Origin of the sequence: Sulfuricurvum sp. (assembly GCF_023250475.1) — a bacterium.
Taxonomy (GTDB): domain Bacteria; phylum Campylobacterota; class Campylobacteria; order Campylobacterales; family Sulfurimonadaceae; genus Sulfuricurvum.
This window is the reverse complement of record NZ_JAHFAQ010000041.1, coordinates 1-16119: the sequence shown is the minus strand read 5'-3', so window position 1 is coordinate 16119 and position 16119 is coordinate 1. Positions and strand designations below refer to the sequence as shown.

Genomic DNA, 16119 nt, shown 5'->3' with positions numbered 1-16119 from the left:
TTTAGGAGTTGAGAGCATGCAAGGAAGCGGTGGAGTGTTGATGCTCGATGAGATTGATGCCAATTTGAGCGGAGAAGAGTCGATGAGTGTGGCAAAAGTATTGCGTCATCTTTCCTCACGCTATCAGATTTTTGTCATATCCCATCAACCGCAACTCACGTCGATGGGGCAGCAGCACTTTTTAATTTACAAAGAAGATGAGAGCCGCGTGCGTGAGCTGAACGATGAGGAACGGATAGAAGAGATTGCCCGTATTATCAGCGGCGAGCGGGTCAGTGATGAAGCACGGGGATTTGCCCGAGATTTATTTGAACGTTCACGAGAGCTAGTATGATTATTGATACCCATGTCCATTTGGATGACGAACGCTATCGTGAGGATTTTGATGAGATGATGGCACGTGCTTATGAAGCGGGAGTTGAGGGGTTTATCATCCCCGGAGCGCACCCTGCAACACTCCCACGGGCGATAGAACTGTGCGAAGCCTACGACGATCTCTATTTTGCCGTTGGGGTTCACCCTTATGATATGGAGCATATGGAATCGGTCGACTTTGAAGCCTATGCGTCCCATCCTAAATGTGTCGCCATCGGTGAGTGCGGTTTGGATTATTTCAGACTTGAGGGAAGCGATGAGGAGAAACATAGAGAAAAGATGAGGCAAGATGAAGTATTTCGAACGCACATCCGATTTGCCAAAAAAGTAAAAAAACCGCTCATTGTCCATATTCGGGATGCGAGCCATGACGCTAAAATGGTTCTCCTCGAAGAGGGGGCGGGAGAAGTCGGCGGAGTTCTTCACTGTTACAATGCCGATGATGAGCTTTTATCCCTTGCTTCTGAGGGATTTTATTTCGGTATCGGAGGCGTTGTGACTTTTCAAAACGCTAAAAAACTGATCAATGTTCTTCCTCGTATTCCGACAGATAAACTGCTTATCGAGACGGACGGTCCCTATCTTACCCCTCATCCTCATCGCGGGAGCCGTAATGAGCCCTCGTATACTCGTCTGATAGCCGATAAAATGGGGGAAGTCCTAGGGTTAAATTCAGAGTTCGTGGTATCGTTAACGACACAAAATGCAAAAAGTTTATTTGGCGTAGGATAGTATTATGGAGGGGATATGAAGCATCTTTTGGCATTGATACTTTTACTCCCCGCATGGCTTATGGGAAGCGGATTTGATCCTAATGATCAAAAAAAAATCGCGGTACTTCGCCATTTTGATATCCCCCCTTCGTATTTACACGATCCGTATCTGCACGATAGCTATGATCAAAAAAAGCGCGAATGTACGCTCCAAGGGTTTGCCGATACCTCCGAAGACAGTGATGTCTTCATCCCGATGCTTTCATCGTTGATTGCACAATCGGATTTACCGAGTGAATTTTTATTTGTGGTATTGGTGGAGTCTCAACTCAAAGGGAGCGCAACCTCCTCACGAGGAGCTGCCGGTTTGTGGCAATTTATGGAGAGTACCGGAAAACTGCAGGGTTTAGAGGTAAATCAGTTTGTAGATGAACGCCGCGATCATGTAAAATCGACCCGAGCCGCAATCGCTTATCTAAGCAGTTTAAAAAAACAGTTCGGTAAATGGTATTTGGCGCTTATCGCCTACAATTGCGGTGACGGGAGGCTTAATCGTGCTATTGCAAAAGCGGGGACAACCGATATCCGTGTCTTGACCGATCCTAAGCGGGCATTTCTCCCTCCCGAGAGCCGAAAATACATCCGTAAGGTAATTGCGCTGTCGTTATTGGCTACGGATGATGTCTTCATATCCAAAATGCAATACGATTCATTTACCGACACACAGCAAGATAGCCCTATCGCAACGGTTTATTTGCCCGAAGGTGAAAATATCGATCGGATAGCAGCGGTGTTAGAGATGCCGAAAAAAAATCTGGTGAAGCTCAATACCCATTTGAAAAAGGGGATAACCCCTCCGAACGATCAAGCCTATCCTGTATATATCCCCCAAGAAAAACTGGATGATTTCCGCCAAAAATTTCGCCCCAAAGAGTTAAAAGGATATTTTGTATTGGATCGCGTAAAATCGGGGGAGACATTGGATCAGCTCTCTAAACGGTACAATGTTCCCAAGTCAATGATTATGATGGAGAATATGATCGGTGATGATGAGCGTTATTTGAATCGGAGAGTTAAAATACCGATCAATAAACCGTTTTTGACAAATCCCCGTTTGCATCGGGCAAAATCGGGTGAAACCCTCGCTTCAGTCGCAAAATTGTATAATATTACACTTGAACAATTAAAAATAAAAAATCCGTTTGTATCGAATGCACTGTATGAAGGGGAGGAAGTAAAAGTTGGTGATTAAAACCTTTTTAGTTTGTCTGGTGATAGTATTGAGCGGATGTACGACGAAGAGCGGTTCGTATTCGTATCAACCGACCAAGCCGTCCGCAAAATATCCTTCGGACCAGCTTGCGATGAACTCCTCCGCTGTCTATAAAAGCAACGGCGAGTTACAGGCTACTATGCGTCCTTATACCGTGATGGGTAAGGAATATTATCCTACAGTTGTCCGTGTCGGAGATACCTTCAGCGGAAGAGCGAGTTGGTATGGGCCTGATTTTCATGGAAAATCGACCTCAAGCGGGGAAGCGTATGATATGTATGCCATGACGGCTGCCCACAAAACATTGCCGATGAATACGGTCGTCAGGGTTACGAATACCGAAAATAATGCTCAAACCATTGTTCGGATCAATGATCGCGGACCATTTGTAGAGAGTCGGATTATCGATCTCTCCTATAGTGCTGCCAATCAAATCGGTGTCGCTAAAAAGGGGACGGCACTGGTAACTTTGGAGGTGTTGGGATTTGAACCGACATCCTCTCGAAGCATTGACATGGTTAAATTGGCCAAAGGTCCAAAAGAGAGTCTGTTAACCAACTTTTTTGTACAAATCGGTTCATTTGAGCGGTTTGAGGGAGCTAAAATCACCAAAGACAAGTATGCTTCTTTCCGAGGATACTCTGCAATCATCAAAGATACAGAGTATAATAACAAACGTCTATTTCGCGTATGGCTCGGCGGATTTAAGAGTGAAGCCGAAGCTCGCGATTTCATTTCACGGGGCTACTTTGAAGGCTCCTTTATCATAAGGGAATAAGATGATTCAAAAAAAACGTCAAACCAAAGAGACCGATATCGACTTGTCACTCAGAGTTGCGGGTGAAGGAAAAAGTACGATTTCGACCAAAGTTGGCTTTTTGGATCATATGCTGGAAAGTTTTGCGAAACATGCCCAAATCGATTTGATGATAACGTGTGAGGGTGATGTTCATATTGACGATCACCACAGCGTTGAGGATATTGGAATTGTTTTGGGACAAGCCCTTCGTGATGCTATCTATCCGATTGAGAAAGTGGAACGTTTTGGAAGTGCTACCATCGTTATGGATGAAGCGGCGGTAACGTGCGATTTGGATTTGAGCAATCGTCCTTTTTTAGTCTATGACGTTCCCGTATCCGGGAAAATCGGTACGTTCGATGCAGAACTGGCGGAAGAGTTTTTCCGTGCCGTTGTTTTTAATACCGGTATTACGGCCCATATCATTATGGTTCGCGGTAAAAATAAGCACCATATCCTTGAAGCGGCATTCAAATCACTTGCTGTAGCACTTCGCCGTGCATTGGCACCGAATGATCGTGCCGGAGTTCCGAGCACGAAAGGTGTTTTATGATCAAACTGTTGATTTTAGATGTTGACGGGTGCATGAGTGACGGCAAGATTATTTATACAGCCGATGGATTAGAACTCAAAAACTTCAATGTCAAAGACGGCTTTGCAATCAAAGCCTGGGTAAAAATGGGACACTCTGCGGCGATTATCACCGGACGCGATTCAACAATTGTTGCATACCGAGCCAAAGAACTGGATATTGCGCATCTCTATCAAGGGGTAAAAGATAAACGTGCCGTTGCGATTCAAATGTGTTCAGAACTCGGAATTGAGCCCCATGAGGTAGCGGTTATCGGTGATGATTTGAATGACTATAACCTCATGCAATGGGCAGGACAGGCCTATACACCGCAGGATGGTTCTGAATATCTCAAAACGTTTGCGGAAGTCTTGGATCGCTGCGGCGGGGATGCGTGTGTCCGTGAAATGATTGAGAAAGTGATCCGCCGAAACGGTGAAGAAGAAAAATTTTTAGCGTTGTGGATCTAAATGTCGATCAATCTTTTCTTTGTTTTGATATTGGGACTATTGATCGGGATGTACGGCTATTTTTCACCTGATGACAGAGCCGCGCAGGATAATCGTGAAATTCCTAAGATTGAGCTAACCGATTTTACATTGTATGAAATTTCCCATAAAAGGATTGATCATATCTTAGAAGGGAAAGAGGGAAAAAAGTTTGATGAGTATTATGTGATAACATCAGCAAAATTTAGCGATAATACGAAAAATTTATTCCAAACTATTCGATCCGATAATGCCGATTATCGAAATAATATTATCAAAGTTGACGGAAATGTTCATTACGTTCGAGAAGACGGTTTGGAATTTCGCTCACATGAGGGAACCTACGACTCAAAAGCTTCTCTGATCCGGACAAAAGGGGCTTTTGTCATTACTCAAAACGCTAATCACGTTGAGGGCACAGCGCTGAACTATAATACGGAACACGATACCGTATCCGCCGATCACGTGCGCGGCAGTTATCAATTAAAATAGGAATATAATCAATGATACGAAAACTAATATTTTTGGCCCCTTTGGTATTAACTCTCAGCTGGGGAGAAGAGCTAAAAGTTATTTCTGATAATTTTAAAGGGGATCAGCAAAAAGGGATCTCTATTTTTACCGGAAATGTCAAAGTGACCAAGGGAATGGATGAACTCAATGCTACCAAAGTGACAATTTATACCGACAAAGATAGAAAACCGGTTAAGTATTTTGCCGAGGGAGATGTCTCTTTTTATATCGTTACGGAAATGAAAGAGAGATACAAAGGGAAATCCCAAACGGCCATTTATCTGCCGGATGAGAGCGAATACCATTTCTATAAAAAAGTCGATTTGATCCGCTTGGATGATTTTCGTCGAGTTAAAGGGGATAAAGTCGTAGTCAATACGATACAGGGAAATGCTTCGGCTGAAAGTGCCAATAATGAACCGGTTGTTATGACATTTACCCTTCAAGACCAAAAGCCAAAAGCTAAAAGTACGGCTAAATGATAGAAATTATTGACTCAGTTTTTGTGACATCGGCACCGAATATCCGTTTAACTCCGGAAAACGACTATCAAAATGAAGTAGCATTTATGGCGCGTTCGAATACGGGGAAAAGTTCATTGCTCAATACCCTGACAAAGCGTAAATCATTGGCTAAAGTTTCCGCAACACCGGGGAAAACCCGTTTGATAAACTATTTTGATGTTCTGTTTGCCGATCGCGAAACCAATGAGCGGCTCAGTGCAAAATTTGTCGATTTGCCGGGATTCGGCTATGCTAAGGTCGCTAAATCCCTTAAAACGGATTGGGAAAGCAATCTTACCGGTTTTATTTCTGAACGTAAGCAGATTCGTATTTTTGTCCATCTTATCGATTGCCGTCACCCGGATTTGGAGATCGATCGTTCAGTAGATGCGTATCTGCATGAAATTTGTACCCCGGATCAGGATATTGTGACTATTTTTACCAAAATTGACAAGCTGAATCAAAAAGAGCTTTCCGAACTTAAAAAAAGATTTCCCGGTGCGATAATGGTCTCCAATACGAAACGCCGAGGGGTAGATGCCATTGTGGAGCATCTTTACCGGCTATTGAAAAGTGACGAAGAATGAGCATAACCTATAAAAAACCGACGTTGCGTGATATAGGCGCTATGCAACTACTGGTTGAACCGGAGATTGAAAGCGGTGTGATATTACCGCGCAGCAATGATGAAATTGCGACTAATATACGTTCGTATTTTTTGGCCATGGACGGAGATAAACTGGTTGGATTCGTAGCCCTTCATATTCACTCTCCCGCTTTGGCAGAATTGCGATCAATGATCATCGATACGGCGTATCGGGGTCGTAATATCGGCAGCACGCTGGTGGAAAATGCATGTGAAGAGGGACGAAGTTTAGGATTAAAAGAGGTTTTAGCGTTGACCTATCAGCAACGCTTTTTTGAACGTTTGGGATTTGCAGAAATTCCCAAAGAGTCTATTCCAGAACATAAAATCTGGGCAGATTGTATTAAATGTAAACATTTTCCGGTATGCAACGAAGTTTCTCTTATCAAAACATTGTAAGCCGACTTTTTTTAGTCGCTCTTTTCGTTCTTTACATAAGCTTAAGCAGTATGTATCTGCTCATGCCTCCTTTGCTGGCAGTTTTATTTTTTTTATATCATGACGCATTAAATAAGCACGATCTTTTCGCCCTGGTCACCGTTGCTGTTATGATGCTGGTTTTTGAAGCTGAAAAAGGATTTTGGTTCGGAAGCACCATTGTTTTTTTTACGGTCCTGTCTCATTATTTGCTTCCTAAAACGGAACAGGCTATTCGGTGCCATGTCTGTATGCGAGCAATTTTTGTCGGATTGGCCTATCCCGGATATTGGATGTTTATGTGGTTTGTTAATCAAGTCTTGTTATTAAGTCCTCCTGCCATTGATTGGCACATGGGGCTATACATGATTATTGAATTTTTAATTATTTCGGTATTTGCATGAAAATTAAAATATTATTATCAATATTTATTGTTGTTTGGATCGGATTGGTTGTACGAGTATTCCATCTCGCCGTTCAGTTTAATGATTACTATGAAAACCTCTCCGAAAACAACAGTATCAAATCGGAGCTTTCCGCACCGGTACGCGGTGAGATACTTGACCGAAATAAAGAACCGATTGCCATTAATGAATTGGGATTTAAAATCGCTTTTGCACCTCATTTGACAAAAGGGAAAGATACTTCCCGTCTTGATGCCGAAGTAGCGTATTTAGTCTCTATGATTCCGACGCTGGATGCGAATAAAATAATCAAAACCTACAAGATGCAGGATTCGTATTACAATCATGGATTTATCGACGTTGTCGATTTTGTCCCGCATGAGACGATTATCCCTATTTACGCATTGATGAATTTGCGGGATACGATTAAAATATCACCCTCTCCGAAACGATTGTATCCGTACGGTCTGATAGGGGCGCACCTGATAGGGTACGTTGCGAAAGCGAATCAAAAAGAGATTGATGCCGATCCCTCTTTGCAACTGTTGGGACATGTCGGAAAAAACGGTATCGAAAAATATTATAACCGTTATTTGCAAGGTGTTGCCGGAGAGCGTCGGATCAAGGTTAATGCCCATAATGTAGAAATTGAAGAGATTGGACGCAGTGCAACACAGGAAAATCATAATCTGGTCTTAAATATCGATATGAATCTCCAAAGTTTTATCACGCAGGCTTTTGAAAATCATGTGGGCGCCATTATCGTTATGGATGTTCACGGTGCGATTTATGCAGCTGGAAGCTATCCGGAATACGATCTTAACCGATTTGTATCCGGAATTAGTTCTGAGGAGTGGAATGCTCTTATGGGCAGTGTCGATTCACCGTTTACCAACAAGATGATTAACGGCCTCTATCCGCCCGGATCAACGATTAAAAATAATATGGGATTGATCTATATTAATTCAGGCGTATGGAATGAATATACTACAATCAACAGTACCGGATCGATGCGTCTGGGCAATCGTACCTTTCGTGACTGGAAAAAGAATGGTCACGGTGCCACCAATATTACCAAAGCGATTGTAGAAAGCTGTGATGATTATTTCTACCAAGGTTCCCTTCAAGTCGGAATAGATCGGATGAGCAATGGGATGATTCGAATGGGACTTGGTAAAAAAACCGGCATCGATTTACCGAATGAGTTCATAGGAACGGTTCCGGGGCGCGCATGGAAACGGGATAAATTTCATAAACCGTGGTATCAGGGGGAAACGCTCAATACCTCTATCGGGCAGGGGGATTTACTGGTGACGCCGATGCAGATCGCGCAGCAGACAGCCCTGATGGCAACCGGAAAACTTCCGATTCCTCATATTGCAAAAGTGATCGGAAATAGCCCGTATACTCCTGCGCCGCTGGATGTTTTGACCCCTTCAGAAAAACAAAAACTTCCTATCATTCAACAAGCCATGAGAGGTGTGTGTAATGATCCGGGAGGGACGGCAAAAGCATACGTTTATACCCGTTTTCCGATTGCCGGTAAAACAGGAACCGCTCAGACGACTGGAATATCACAAACGGTAAAAGAGCGTCAAAACGAACATGCTATGGAGTATTTCAAACGCTCCCATGCTTGGTTTACGACCTATGGCCCAGCCGACAATCCGCAGTTTATCGTTACCGTCATGGTCGAACACGGGGGACACGGCGGTGAAGCAACCGGAGGGATGATTTCATCAATTTACAATAAGCTCGATGATATGGGATATATTAAAAAAGAGGCTCCTAAAGAATAAAAGCTTTGCGGCTATTCTTCCAACGTTCTAACGATTAAACTTGTTGGGAGATGGAATTTCTCGATCAGTTCTACCTCTTTGTTTCGCATCTCTCCGCTATCGGTCTCATGATCAAATCCTTTCAAATGGAGAAGACCGTGGATAAAGAGGAGGGCTATTTCATCATCTTCGCTATGTCCTAACTCCTCGGCAACGCTTTGGACCTTATCAACGCTGATAACAATACTGCCCAGCGGTGCACCTGGGAAGGGATCACTTGGGAAACTGAGGACATCGGTCGCTTTATCGATATTGCGGAATTCACGGTTAATCGCCGCAATTTCATCATTGTCCGTAAGGATTAGCTCGATTTCCTCAGTTGTGAGGGCATCGGCAATTTGTGTTAAGCGATCAAGATCATAGATCTTATCGGTTCGGTTATCAAGTTCTATCATGTCGGTATTGTAGCATAAGCGATTCGTTGGTACAATCACGACAAAGGGATAAAAGATGAAAAAAGCACTGTGTATTATGAGCGGCGGGATGGATTCGACCCTCGTCGCTTACATTATGCGCTCTCGAGGCTACGAGATTGTGGCGCTTCACTTCAACTACGGACAGCGTACCGTGGAAAAAGAACGCTCATCTTTTCGTGCAATATGCGAAGATTTAGGGGTGGCTGAGAAATACGAGATCGATCTCGATTTTTTCAAAGCCATCGGTGCATCAGCGCTGACGGATCATGCCATCGACGTTCCTACCGGAGGAATCGAATCCGGAATACCGATCACCTATGTACCGTTTCGCAACGGGATTTTTCTCTCCATCGCGACTGCCATCGCAGAAAAAGAGGGGTGCTCCGCTATCGCGATCGGTGTTGTAGAAGAGGACAGCAGCGGCTATCCTGACTGCCGTGAGAGCTTTATCGAGGCATTTTCCAAAGCGGCGAATCTAGGGACGAAGGAGACAACGGCTATAACGATAGAGATGCCGCTCGTCCACCTCCAAAAATCTCAAATTGTTCAAGAAGCGCTCAAGCTTGATGCTCCTCTTCATCTGACATGGAGCTGTTATCAAAATGAAGATAAAGCGTGCGGTGTGTGTGATAGCTGTCGGCTCCGACTAAGGGGTTTTGATCGTGCCGGAGCGGTTGATCCTATCCCGTATGTTTAATCCACAAACGTCCCCCATATTGATTGAGCATCGTCCAAAAAATCGCAATACCTATATTCGCATAAGTCCTACGGGAGAGATAAAAGTTCGGACACCGCTTAAAAATGAATCTTCGATTCGGCGTATTTTAAAACTTCGAGAGGGGTGGATAAAGAGCAAACTGCTGGATTTAGAGGAGAGTCAAACGCTCAAACCGGTATTGGGAAAAGAGATCCGTTTTCGGGGAGAAACCCGCTCTGTCGAACAATTGCCGAATCTTCTAAAAAAGATTGAAAAATATGAAAGTTCTATACATTTTGAAAAATGTTATCACCAATTTTATAAAGACGAAGCCGTTTTAACTCTCCCCTCAAGAGTCGCATTTTATGCCCGTAAAATGGATCTTCACCCCAGTGAAATACGGTTTAAACGCCTTCGAAGCCGATGGGGGAGTTGTGATAGCAACGGGGTAGTCACTTTGAATACGATGATGATGCAGTTATCGTATGAACAGATGGATTATATTATCGTTCATGAGCTTGCCCACTTGCGCCACATGAATCACTCGAAACAATTTCATGATTTGGTGAAGCTGTATCTGCCCGACTCGACAAAACTCCGTACCCAAATAAAAGCGATCCGACCTACGTTATAGGGTATTAAAATTCAAGTTCAAGCTGCTTCATAGCTGAACGTGAGGGATTCAAAATCCCTTTGTCGACTCCTCCAACAAGGGCAAAATGGAATACTTTGGATTGGAGTATGCTCAAAACCTCTTCATTATAGCGATAGAAAAAGATATTTTCTACACCGATTGTGATGGCCGAGCGCATAGAGTCGGGAAGCAAATAGATAATTTTCGCCCACGAAGCCTGAGCATCTAGAAAATCGATTTGCTCGTCAATGAGTTCGAGAAGCGGTTCGAAAATAACAACCCGATCGCTGCTGCCGAACTCTTTGCTCTCCAGTCTCGAATTGGTGAACACAGGGATAAAATGTCCCATTTTACTAAAACTTCGGATTTGAAACGGTATCCGTAAAAAAGTATAGAAAAAGAGTATGTGTTCAAGATAAGGGATAAAAAACGGAGAGAGCATCTGACGCTCATAAAAGGTGTCGTTGTGTATAAATGAGGTTTCAAATAACGTCTGTTCGATTATCGTGATCGTTTTTTCTTGGGCACGGATAAGCTGGGAATGTTCAATAAATATATCTGCATCGGTCAGGGCAGGGGAGAAAAGTACAATCGATTTTTTTTCCAGAGGCCACAGCTTTTCCCATATATCGCGCATAGAGCCTTCGATATTGCAGAAGTTTGACGGGGTAGAGATCATGGTTGAGAGATGGAGGGAAATCGGGTCGCACGCATACGCCTGAAGCTCTTTTTCCAGTAGATAAAAGCGGAGAAGTTTTTTGAGAGCGCTATCAATATTATCGACTTTGATCCACGCGATTTCACTGTCGCTGATTTGGGTCGGTTTATCAAACATGACACCGTAAGCACCGTTTTGAAGAGCTTCAGGGATATCTTCCGGTGAATAGGCAACAAAAAAAGATCCTCGCTTTACTTTGGAAGGTTCAAATACCACACTTTCAAAGAGGCTGATTGATGGGTCTCCTAAGAGAGTTCCTTTACTCAGTGCGAGGATGTTTTCGAGTCTCATCCCACTGAACTTCCGCTGGTTCGAGGTTTTTCAGGACGGATTAGGGAGAGCCCCTCTGCATCTTTAGCCGCCAAGATCATCCCCTCAGAGAGCATCCCCATCAGTTTTGCGGGTTTGAGGTTGGCAACGACACACACCTGGGTTCCGACAAGCGATTCGGCGCTGTAATATTCGCGGATACCGGCGATGATTTGTCGAGGGGATTCCTCTCCCAAATCAACTTGCAGTTTGAGAAGCTTAGAACTTTTCGGAACCTCTTCGGCTTCGAGTACGGTTCCAATTTTGATCGAGGTTTGGAAAAACTGATCGATGCTAATGAGTCCGTCAAGCGAAACGGTAGACTCTTTTTTATCTTCACTTTTTGGTTTAATATCGATTTTTGGAGTCTCTTCTATCATTGCTTTAGGGGCTTCTTGCATTAACGGCTCTTCGACACGGGGGAAAAGAGGGGGGATTTTTTTGATGACAAAAGTTTTCAAAAGAGCTTTATTGAGGATGAGCTCATTATAGCTCTGTGTCGTGATTTCAAATCCGAGTGCATCCGCAATCGTTGCGGTAGTACTCGGCATAATCGAGTGGAGCATCACGGAAGCTTTTGCCAAGAGATTGGCAACCAACGCAACCGTAGCCAGTGCTTCATCGTTGCGTCCCTCTTTGATTTTAACCCAAGGTGCGTGTTCTTCGATCGCTTTATTTCCGATGGTAAATACTTTCCAGAGCTCTTCAAGGTAACGGTGAAGTTGTAATTCACCTAAATACGCTCCCAGTGAGTCTAAAATGGTATGAGCGTCGTTCAATTCTCGAGAGTGGTATTGTTGAACATTACCGCTATCAATAACAAAGTCAGAATATTTTTCACTCATTCCGATGATACGGTTAAGGAGATTTCCTAAATCGTTTGAGAGGTCTGAATTCATACGATCGATCAGGGCGCGCTGAGAGAAATCACCGTCTTGTCCAAACGGTACTTCACGCATCATAAAGTATCGAAAGTTCTCAACACCGTAGTGCTTAGAGACTTCTCTGGGATCAACGACATTGCCTTTGGATTTGGACATTTTCTCACCGTCACGTGTCCACCAGCCGTGTGCTCCAATGTGTTTAGGGAGAGGAAGGTCAAGACTCATCAAAAATGCCGGCCAATAGATCGCATGGAAACGAAGGATATCTTTACCTACAAGTTGTGTGTTTGCAGGCCAGAACTCCATTTTAGCTTCATCTGAGCCGTATCCGAGTGCCGTGACATAGTTCATCAGGGCATCAAGCCACACGTACATAACGTGTTTCGGCTCATTTAGCGATTCCGGCAAGTGTACCCCCCAGCTAAAGCTGGTACGGGTGACGGAGAGGTCGTTGAGTCCCCCTTTGACAAAGCTGATCACTTCATTGCGTCGTGATTTCGGGAGAATAAATTCGGGATGGGCGTCATAATAATCGAGCAGTGGTTTTTCATATTTGGAGAGGCGGAAAAAATAGCTCTCCTCTTTAACGATGGTAGTAGCTCTTCCGCAGTCAGGGCAGCAACCGCCGTCCATCAGCTGTGATTCGGGAAAGAAAGTTTCGCAGCTTACGCAGTAGTTCCCCTCGTAAAAATCTTTGTAAATATCGCCGTTTTCATACATTTTGAGAAAAGCCGCTTGAACCCCTTTTTTATGGGTTTCATCGGTCGTACGGATGAACTGGTCGTAACTGATATTAAACTCATCCCACAAATTGCGGAAGGTTGCGCTGATCTCATCGGCAAACTGCTGGGTCGGTTTAGAGAGATTTTTTGCCGCTTCTTCGATCTTTTGTCCGTGTTCATCGGTTCCGGTGAGGAAATAGGTCTCATTGCCGATAAGGCGCGAATGGCGTGCTAGCGTATCGGCAATAAAGGTCGTGTAGGCATGACCGATATGGGCTTCACCGTTGACGTAATAAATTGGGGTAGTGATGTAATTTTTCATTCAATATTCCTTCTAAAAATCAAATCCGCCGGTTTCACCCTTGGACATACTCTCATAAACGCTTCGGATGTATTTGGTGCGAATTTCGCATCCGATACACTTTTCACAGACGTAGCAACTCTCTACATTATGCTCTTTTTGACACCCTTGAAGGTCGCTTATCGCGATATCAAGTTTCTCTTCGTAGATGCTATTGTTGTCCGGCATAGACACTTAATACCTCGTTTATTTCCTCCATTGAGCCAAAAAAACATGGGCTTGTATCATGAACATGGCGAGGCTCTTTTTCCAAAACACGTACAAATCCGTCAACCGCTTTTCCACCTGCGGTTTCAAAGATAAACGCAAACGGGAAGACTTCAAAAAGCATACGAAGTTTACCTTCAGGTTTGTCGCTTGCACCGGGATAACTGAATAATCCTCCCCCTTTGAGAAGGATTTGATGGAGATCTGGAACCATTCCGCCTGAATATCGGAGGCGATAACCGCGTGCGAAGAAAGAGTCAATCATCGCTTTATGAAACGGAGCCCAGCATTGCTGCGTACCGCCAGGAGCATTGATCTTCCCTTTTTCATTCAAATGAATCTCTTTGACGAATTCGAACTCGCCGTTTTGGAGAAGATAAAGTTTCACTTTTCCTTCATAGGCGAATACAAGCTCGACGCGCGGTCCATAGACAACATAGCATGAAGCTACCATCTTTTCCGGGGTAAATGAGCCCTCATAGATACCGAAGATCGATCCGACACTGAGATTGACATCCACCAGTGATGAGCCATCAAGCGGATCGAAGGCTATGAAGTAGTGGCCGTTTTCGTTCAGTACCATCGGCTCTTCTTTCTCTTCGCTGGCGATCGTATGGACTCCCTCTATACGGCTGAGCTCTTCTTCGATAATCAAGTCGCTTTGGATATCGAGTTGAAGTTGGGTTTCTCCGGAGCTGTTTTGCTCTTGGGAATAGCCGATATCCTTGACATCAATGGCGTTCTTGATACGGATGGCACTTTTTTGTATCGCGGTTAAAATCGGGTTCATTGCATTACCTTTGCGTGGGTTAAAATCCATTCGATCACTTGATCGGGATCGTTGAGATCGAGAATGTCGATCCCCTCCGGAATCGAATATTGGGCGAGATTGATACTCTCATCGACAGCCAATGCGTTCATATAGGGAAAATAATCGGTATCGATAGAACTTCGGAAAATACTGATTCTCGGGAGAGGAAGATTTTTTAGCCCCTCCACGAGCAATACGTCAAAGTCTCCGAAAAGCTTTACCAAATCATCGAGCTCTTTATGGCGTTGAGAGAAATAGGTAGTGCGGGTGGGGGAAGTGACGATCACCTCCGCCCCCGTATCACTGAATTTATAACTGTCTTTTCCCGGAACGTCAAACTGCGCTTTGTCTTTGGGATCATTTTTGATGATGGCGACGTCTAGGGCGTGCTCATGGATCAATTTTCGCGCTACTTTAAGTATCAGCGTTGTTTTTCCGCTGTTGGAGGGGCCGGTGAATGCAATTGCTAAACGTTTTTTCAAAAAAACAAACCTCTAATAAAATGATAGATATTATAGTCAACAATCATTTGAATATTGCTAAAGGATGATAGAAACGAAACTCTATAATTTTATGTGATATTTCCGAAGATAATTTAATACATTGTGTTAAATATATGATATGATTTAATTTTAAGGATTAAAACTAATTCAAAGCCGATAGATTGGGCTTAAAAAAGGAGATTGATGAAAGCAGTTATCATGGCTGGAGGATTCGGTACACGAATACAACCGCTTACTAACTCTATACCTAAACCTATGTTGCCGATTATGAATCGTCCCATGATGGAACACACCATAGTCAGTTTGCGCGATTTAGGAATTAAAGAATTTATTATTCTCCTTTATTTTAAGCCTGAGATTATTAAAGATTATTTTAAAGACGGAAGTGCCTGGGGGATAAATATTACCTATGTTGTCCCAGATGATGATTATGGCACGGCCGGAGCTGTCAAGCGTGCGCAGGAACAGATCGGAAATGAGAATTTTATTATTATCAGCGGTGATTTGGTAACCGATTTTGATTTTCAAGCTATATTTGATTATCACAAAGCCAAAAACTCAAAACTCACTATTACCCTTACGTCGGTCGAAAATCCGCTCGAATTTGGGGTAGTCATAGCCAATGAAGAGGGGATAATCCAAAAGTTTCTTGAAAAACCGAGCTGGGGCGAGGTTTTCAGTGATACGATTAATACCGGAATTTACATTATTGAACCCGAAATTTTGAACTATATTCCCAATAATGAAAACTTTGATTTTGCCAAAGATCTTTTTCCGATGCTGATGAGCAAAGGGATCGATTTGATGGCAGGGTATGCACAGGGATATTGGCGTGATGTAGGAAACCCGGAGAGCTACCGGGATGTTTATGATGATATTCTGAGCGGAAAAATCAAGTTCAAACTCGACGGCGAAGCGATTAAATATGTGGATGGAGCATTGATTTGCGAAGAAGATAACATTATCGATGAGAGTGTCGAGATTATCGGGATCGTCGTTATCGGAAACAACGTGACGGTTAAAAAAGGGGTAAAACTCAATAATGTGGTTATCGGAGACAACGTCACCGTGGGCGCATCCTCAAAAATTTGCAATACCGTCATTTGGAATGATGTTGAGATCGGTAAAAATGCGAAACTCGACGGATGTGTTATCTGCAACAACAATCGGATCGGTAAAAATGTTACGGCTAAATCGGGACTGATTTTAGCGGAAGGGTGCGAAATCGGCGAATTGGTGACGGTTGAGCAAGATGTTACGATTTGGCCGGATAAAATGATTCAAGATGCGGCAATCGTCAGTCGCAGCGTTATATTG

At 43.6% G+C, this 16119-nt stretch carries 20 protein-coding genes and 1 pseudogene; 15 read left to right on the top strand and 6 right to left on the bottom strand.

From position 1 onward, the window contains the following. The 12 genes and pseudogenes from Q0C19_RS05555 to mrdA all read left to right on the top strand — a co-directional run. Positions 1-334, top strand: a pseudogene (locus tag Q0C19_RS05555) (ATPase); the annotation flags it as partial. Next, positions 331-1107, top strand: a complete 777-nt coding sequence (locus Q0C19_RS05550) for a TatD family hydrolase (protein WP_295053660.1) — start codon at positions 331-333, stop codon at positions 1105-1107. The pseudogene Q0C19_RS05555 and the gene Q0C19_RS05550, both read left to right, overlap by 4 nt. Positions 1108-1122: 15 nt before the next feature. Then, positions 1123-2340 (top strand): lytic transglycosylase domain-containing protein, encoded by a 1218-nt coding sequence (locus tag Q0C19_RS05545; protein ID WP_295053657.1) that lies wholly within the window; start codon positions 1123-1125, stop codon positions 2338-2340. After that, the gene (locus Q0C19_RS05540; RefSeq protein WP_366822952.1) at positions 2333-3139 is read left to right on the top strand and encodes a septal ring lytic transglycosylase RlpA family protein; all 807 of its coding nucleotides are present in this window, start codon (positions 2333-2335) and stop codon (positions 3137-3139) included. The genes Q0C19_RS05545 and Q0C19_RS05540 overlap by 8 nt, the downstream gene beginning before the upstream one ends. Position 3140: 1 nt before the next feature. Further along, complete coding sequence (gene hisB, locus Q0C19_RS05535) at positions 3141-3713, top strand: imidazoleglycerol-phosphate dehydratase HisB (RefSeq protein ID WP_295053652.1); 573 nt, start codon at positions 3141-3143, stop codon at positions 3711-3713. Then, positions 3710-4201: an HAD hydrolase family protein gene (locus tag Q0C19_RS05530; RefSeq protein WP_295053649.1), complete on the top strand. Its 492-nt coding sequence runs from the start codon at positions 3710-3712 to the stop codon at positions 4199-4201. Before hisB ends, Q0C19_RS05530 begins: the two co-directional genes overlap by 4 nt. Continuing rightward, positions 4202-4711, top strand: coding sequence for an LPS export ABC transporter periplasmic protein LptC (lptC, locus tag Q0C19_RS05525; RefSeq protein ID WP_295053647.1), 510 nt, complete (start codon positions 4202-4204; stop codon positions 4709-4711). Between the two features lie 11 nt (positions 4712-4722). Continuing rightward, complete coding sequence (gene lptA, locus Q0C19_RS05520) at positions 4723-5214, top strand: lipopolysaccharide transport periplasmic protein LptA (RefSeq protein WP_295053644.1); 492 nt, start codon at positions 4723-4725, stop codon at positions 5212-5214. Continuing rightward, on the top strand, positions 5211-5822 hold the full coding sequence (gene yihA, locus Q0C19_RS05515) for a ribosome biogenesis GTP-binding protein YihA/YsxC (protein ID WP_295053641.1): 612 nt from the start codon (positions 5211-5213) through the stop codon (positions 5820-5822). Before lptA ends, yihA begins: the two co-directional genes overlap by 4 nt. Continuing rightward, the gene (locus tag Q0C19_RS05510) at positions 5819-6280 is read left to right on the top strand and encodes an N-acetyltransferase (RefSeq protein ID WP_295053638.1); all 462 of its coding nucleotides are present in this window, start codon (positions 5819-5821) and stop codon (positions 6278-6280) included. The genes yihA and Q0C19_RS05510 overlap by 4 nt, the downstream gene beginning before the upstream one ends. A gap of 50 nt (positions 6281-6330) precedes the next feature. Then, positions 6331-6702 (top strand): hypothetical protein, encoded by a 372-nt coding sequence (locus Q0C19_RS05505; RefSeq protein ID WP_295053635.1) that lies wholly within the window; start codon positions 6331-6333, stop codon positions 6700-6702. Then, positions 6699-8501, top strand: coding sequence for a penicillin-binding protein 2 (mrdA, locus tag Q0C19_RS05500; RefSeq protein ID WP_295053630.1), 1803 nt, complete (start codon positions 6699-6701; stop codon positions 8499-8501). The genes Q0C19_RS05505 and mrdA overlap by 4 nt, the downstream gene beginning before the upstream one ends. An 11-nt stretch (positions 8502-8512) precedes the next feature. On the opposite strand, the gene ybeY is transcribed toward mrdA, so the two are convergent. Further along, positions 8513-8935, bottom strand: coding sequence for an rRNA maturation RNase YbeY (gene ybeY / locus Q0C19_RS05495; protein ID WP_295053627.1), 423 nt, complete (start codon positions 8933-8935; stop codon positions 8513-8515). A gap of 55 nt (positions 8936-8990) precedes the next feature. Here ybeY and queC point away from each other — a divergent pair, with 55 nt between their 5' ends. Together queC and Q0C19_RS05485 are read left to right on the top strand one after the other, a co-directional pair. After that, entirely contained in the window at positions 8991-9653 is a 663-nt protein-coding gene (gene queC / locus Q0C19_RS05490; RefSeq protein ID WP_295053624.1) for a 7-cyano-7-deazaguanine synthase QueC, read from the top strand. Further along, on the top strand, positions 9619-10287 hold the full coding sequence (locus Q0C19_RS05485; protein ID WP_295053621.1) for a SprT family zinc-dependent metalloprotease: 669 nt from the start codon (positions 9619-9621) through the stop codon (positions 10285-10287). Before queC ends, Q0C19_RS05485 begins: the two co-directional genes overlap by 35 nt. Positions 10288-10291: 4 nt before the next feature. On the opposite strand, the gene Q0C19_RS05480 is transcribed toward Q0C19_RS05485, so the two are convergent. The 5 genes from Q0C19_RS05480 to mobB are packed head-to-tail and all read right to left on the bottom strand — an operon-like array spanning position 10292 to position 14781. Then, entirely contained in the window at positions 10292-11296 is a 1005-nt protein-coding gene (locus Q0C19_RS05480; protein ID WP_295053619.1) for a hypothetical protein, read from the bottom strand. Next, positions 11293-13242, bottom strand: a complete 1950-nt coding sequence (metG, locus tag Q0C19_RS05475; protein ID WP_295053616.1) for a methionine--tRNA ligase — start codon at positions 13240-13242, stop codon at positions 11293-11295. The genes Q0C19_RS05480 and metG overlap by 4 nt, the downstream gene beginning before the upstream one ends. A gap of 12 nt (positions 13243-13254) precedes the next feature. Next, on the bottom strand, positions 13255-13449 hold the full coding sequence (locus Q0C19_RS05470; protein ID WP_295053613.1) for a hypothetical protein: 195 nt from the start codon (positions 13447-13449) through the stop codon (positions 13255-13257). Then, complete coding sequence (locus Q0C19_RS05465; RefSeq protein WP_295053611.1) at positions 13433-14278, bottom strand: class 1 fructose-bisphosphatase; 846 nt, start codon at positions 14276-14278, stop codon at positions 13433-13435. The genes Q0C19_RS05470 and Q0C19_RS05465 overlap by 17 nt, the downstream gene beginning before the upstream one ends. After that, positions 14275-14781 carry a molybdopterin-guanine dinucleotide biosynthesis protein B gene (gene mobB / locus Q0C19_RS05460; protein ID WP_295053609.1) on the bottom strand — a complete coding sequence of 169 codons (507 nt, stop codon included), beginning with the start codon at positions 14779-14781 and terminating at the stop codon, positions 14275-14277. Before mobB ends, Q0C19_RS05465 begins: the two co-directional genes overlap by 4 nt. Before the next feature lie 204 nt (positions 14782-14985). Here mobB and Q0C19_RS05455 point away from each other — a divergent pair. Next, positions 14986-16119, top strand: a 1134-nt coding sequence (locus Q0C19_RS05455; protein ID WP_295053606.1) for an NDP-sugar synthase, incomplete at its 3' end; no start/stop codon positions are given.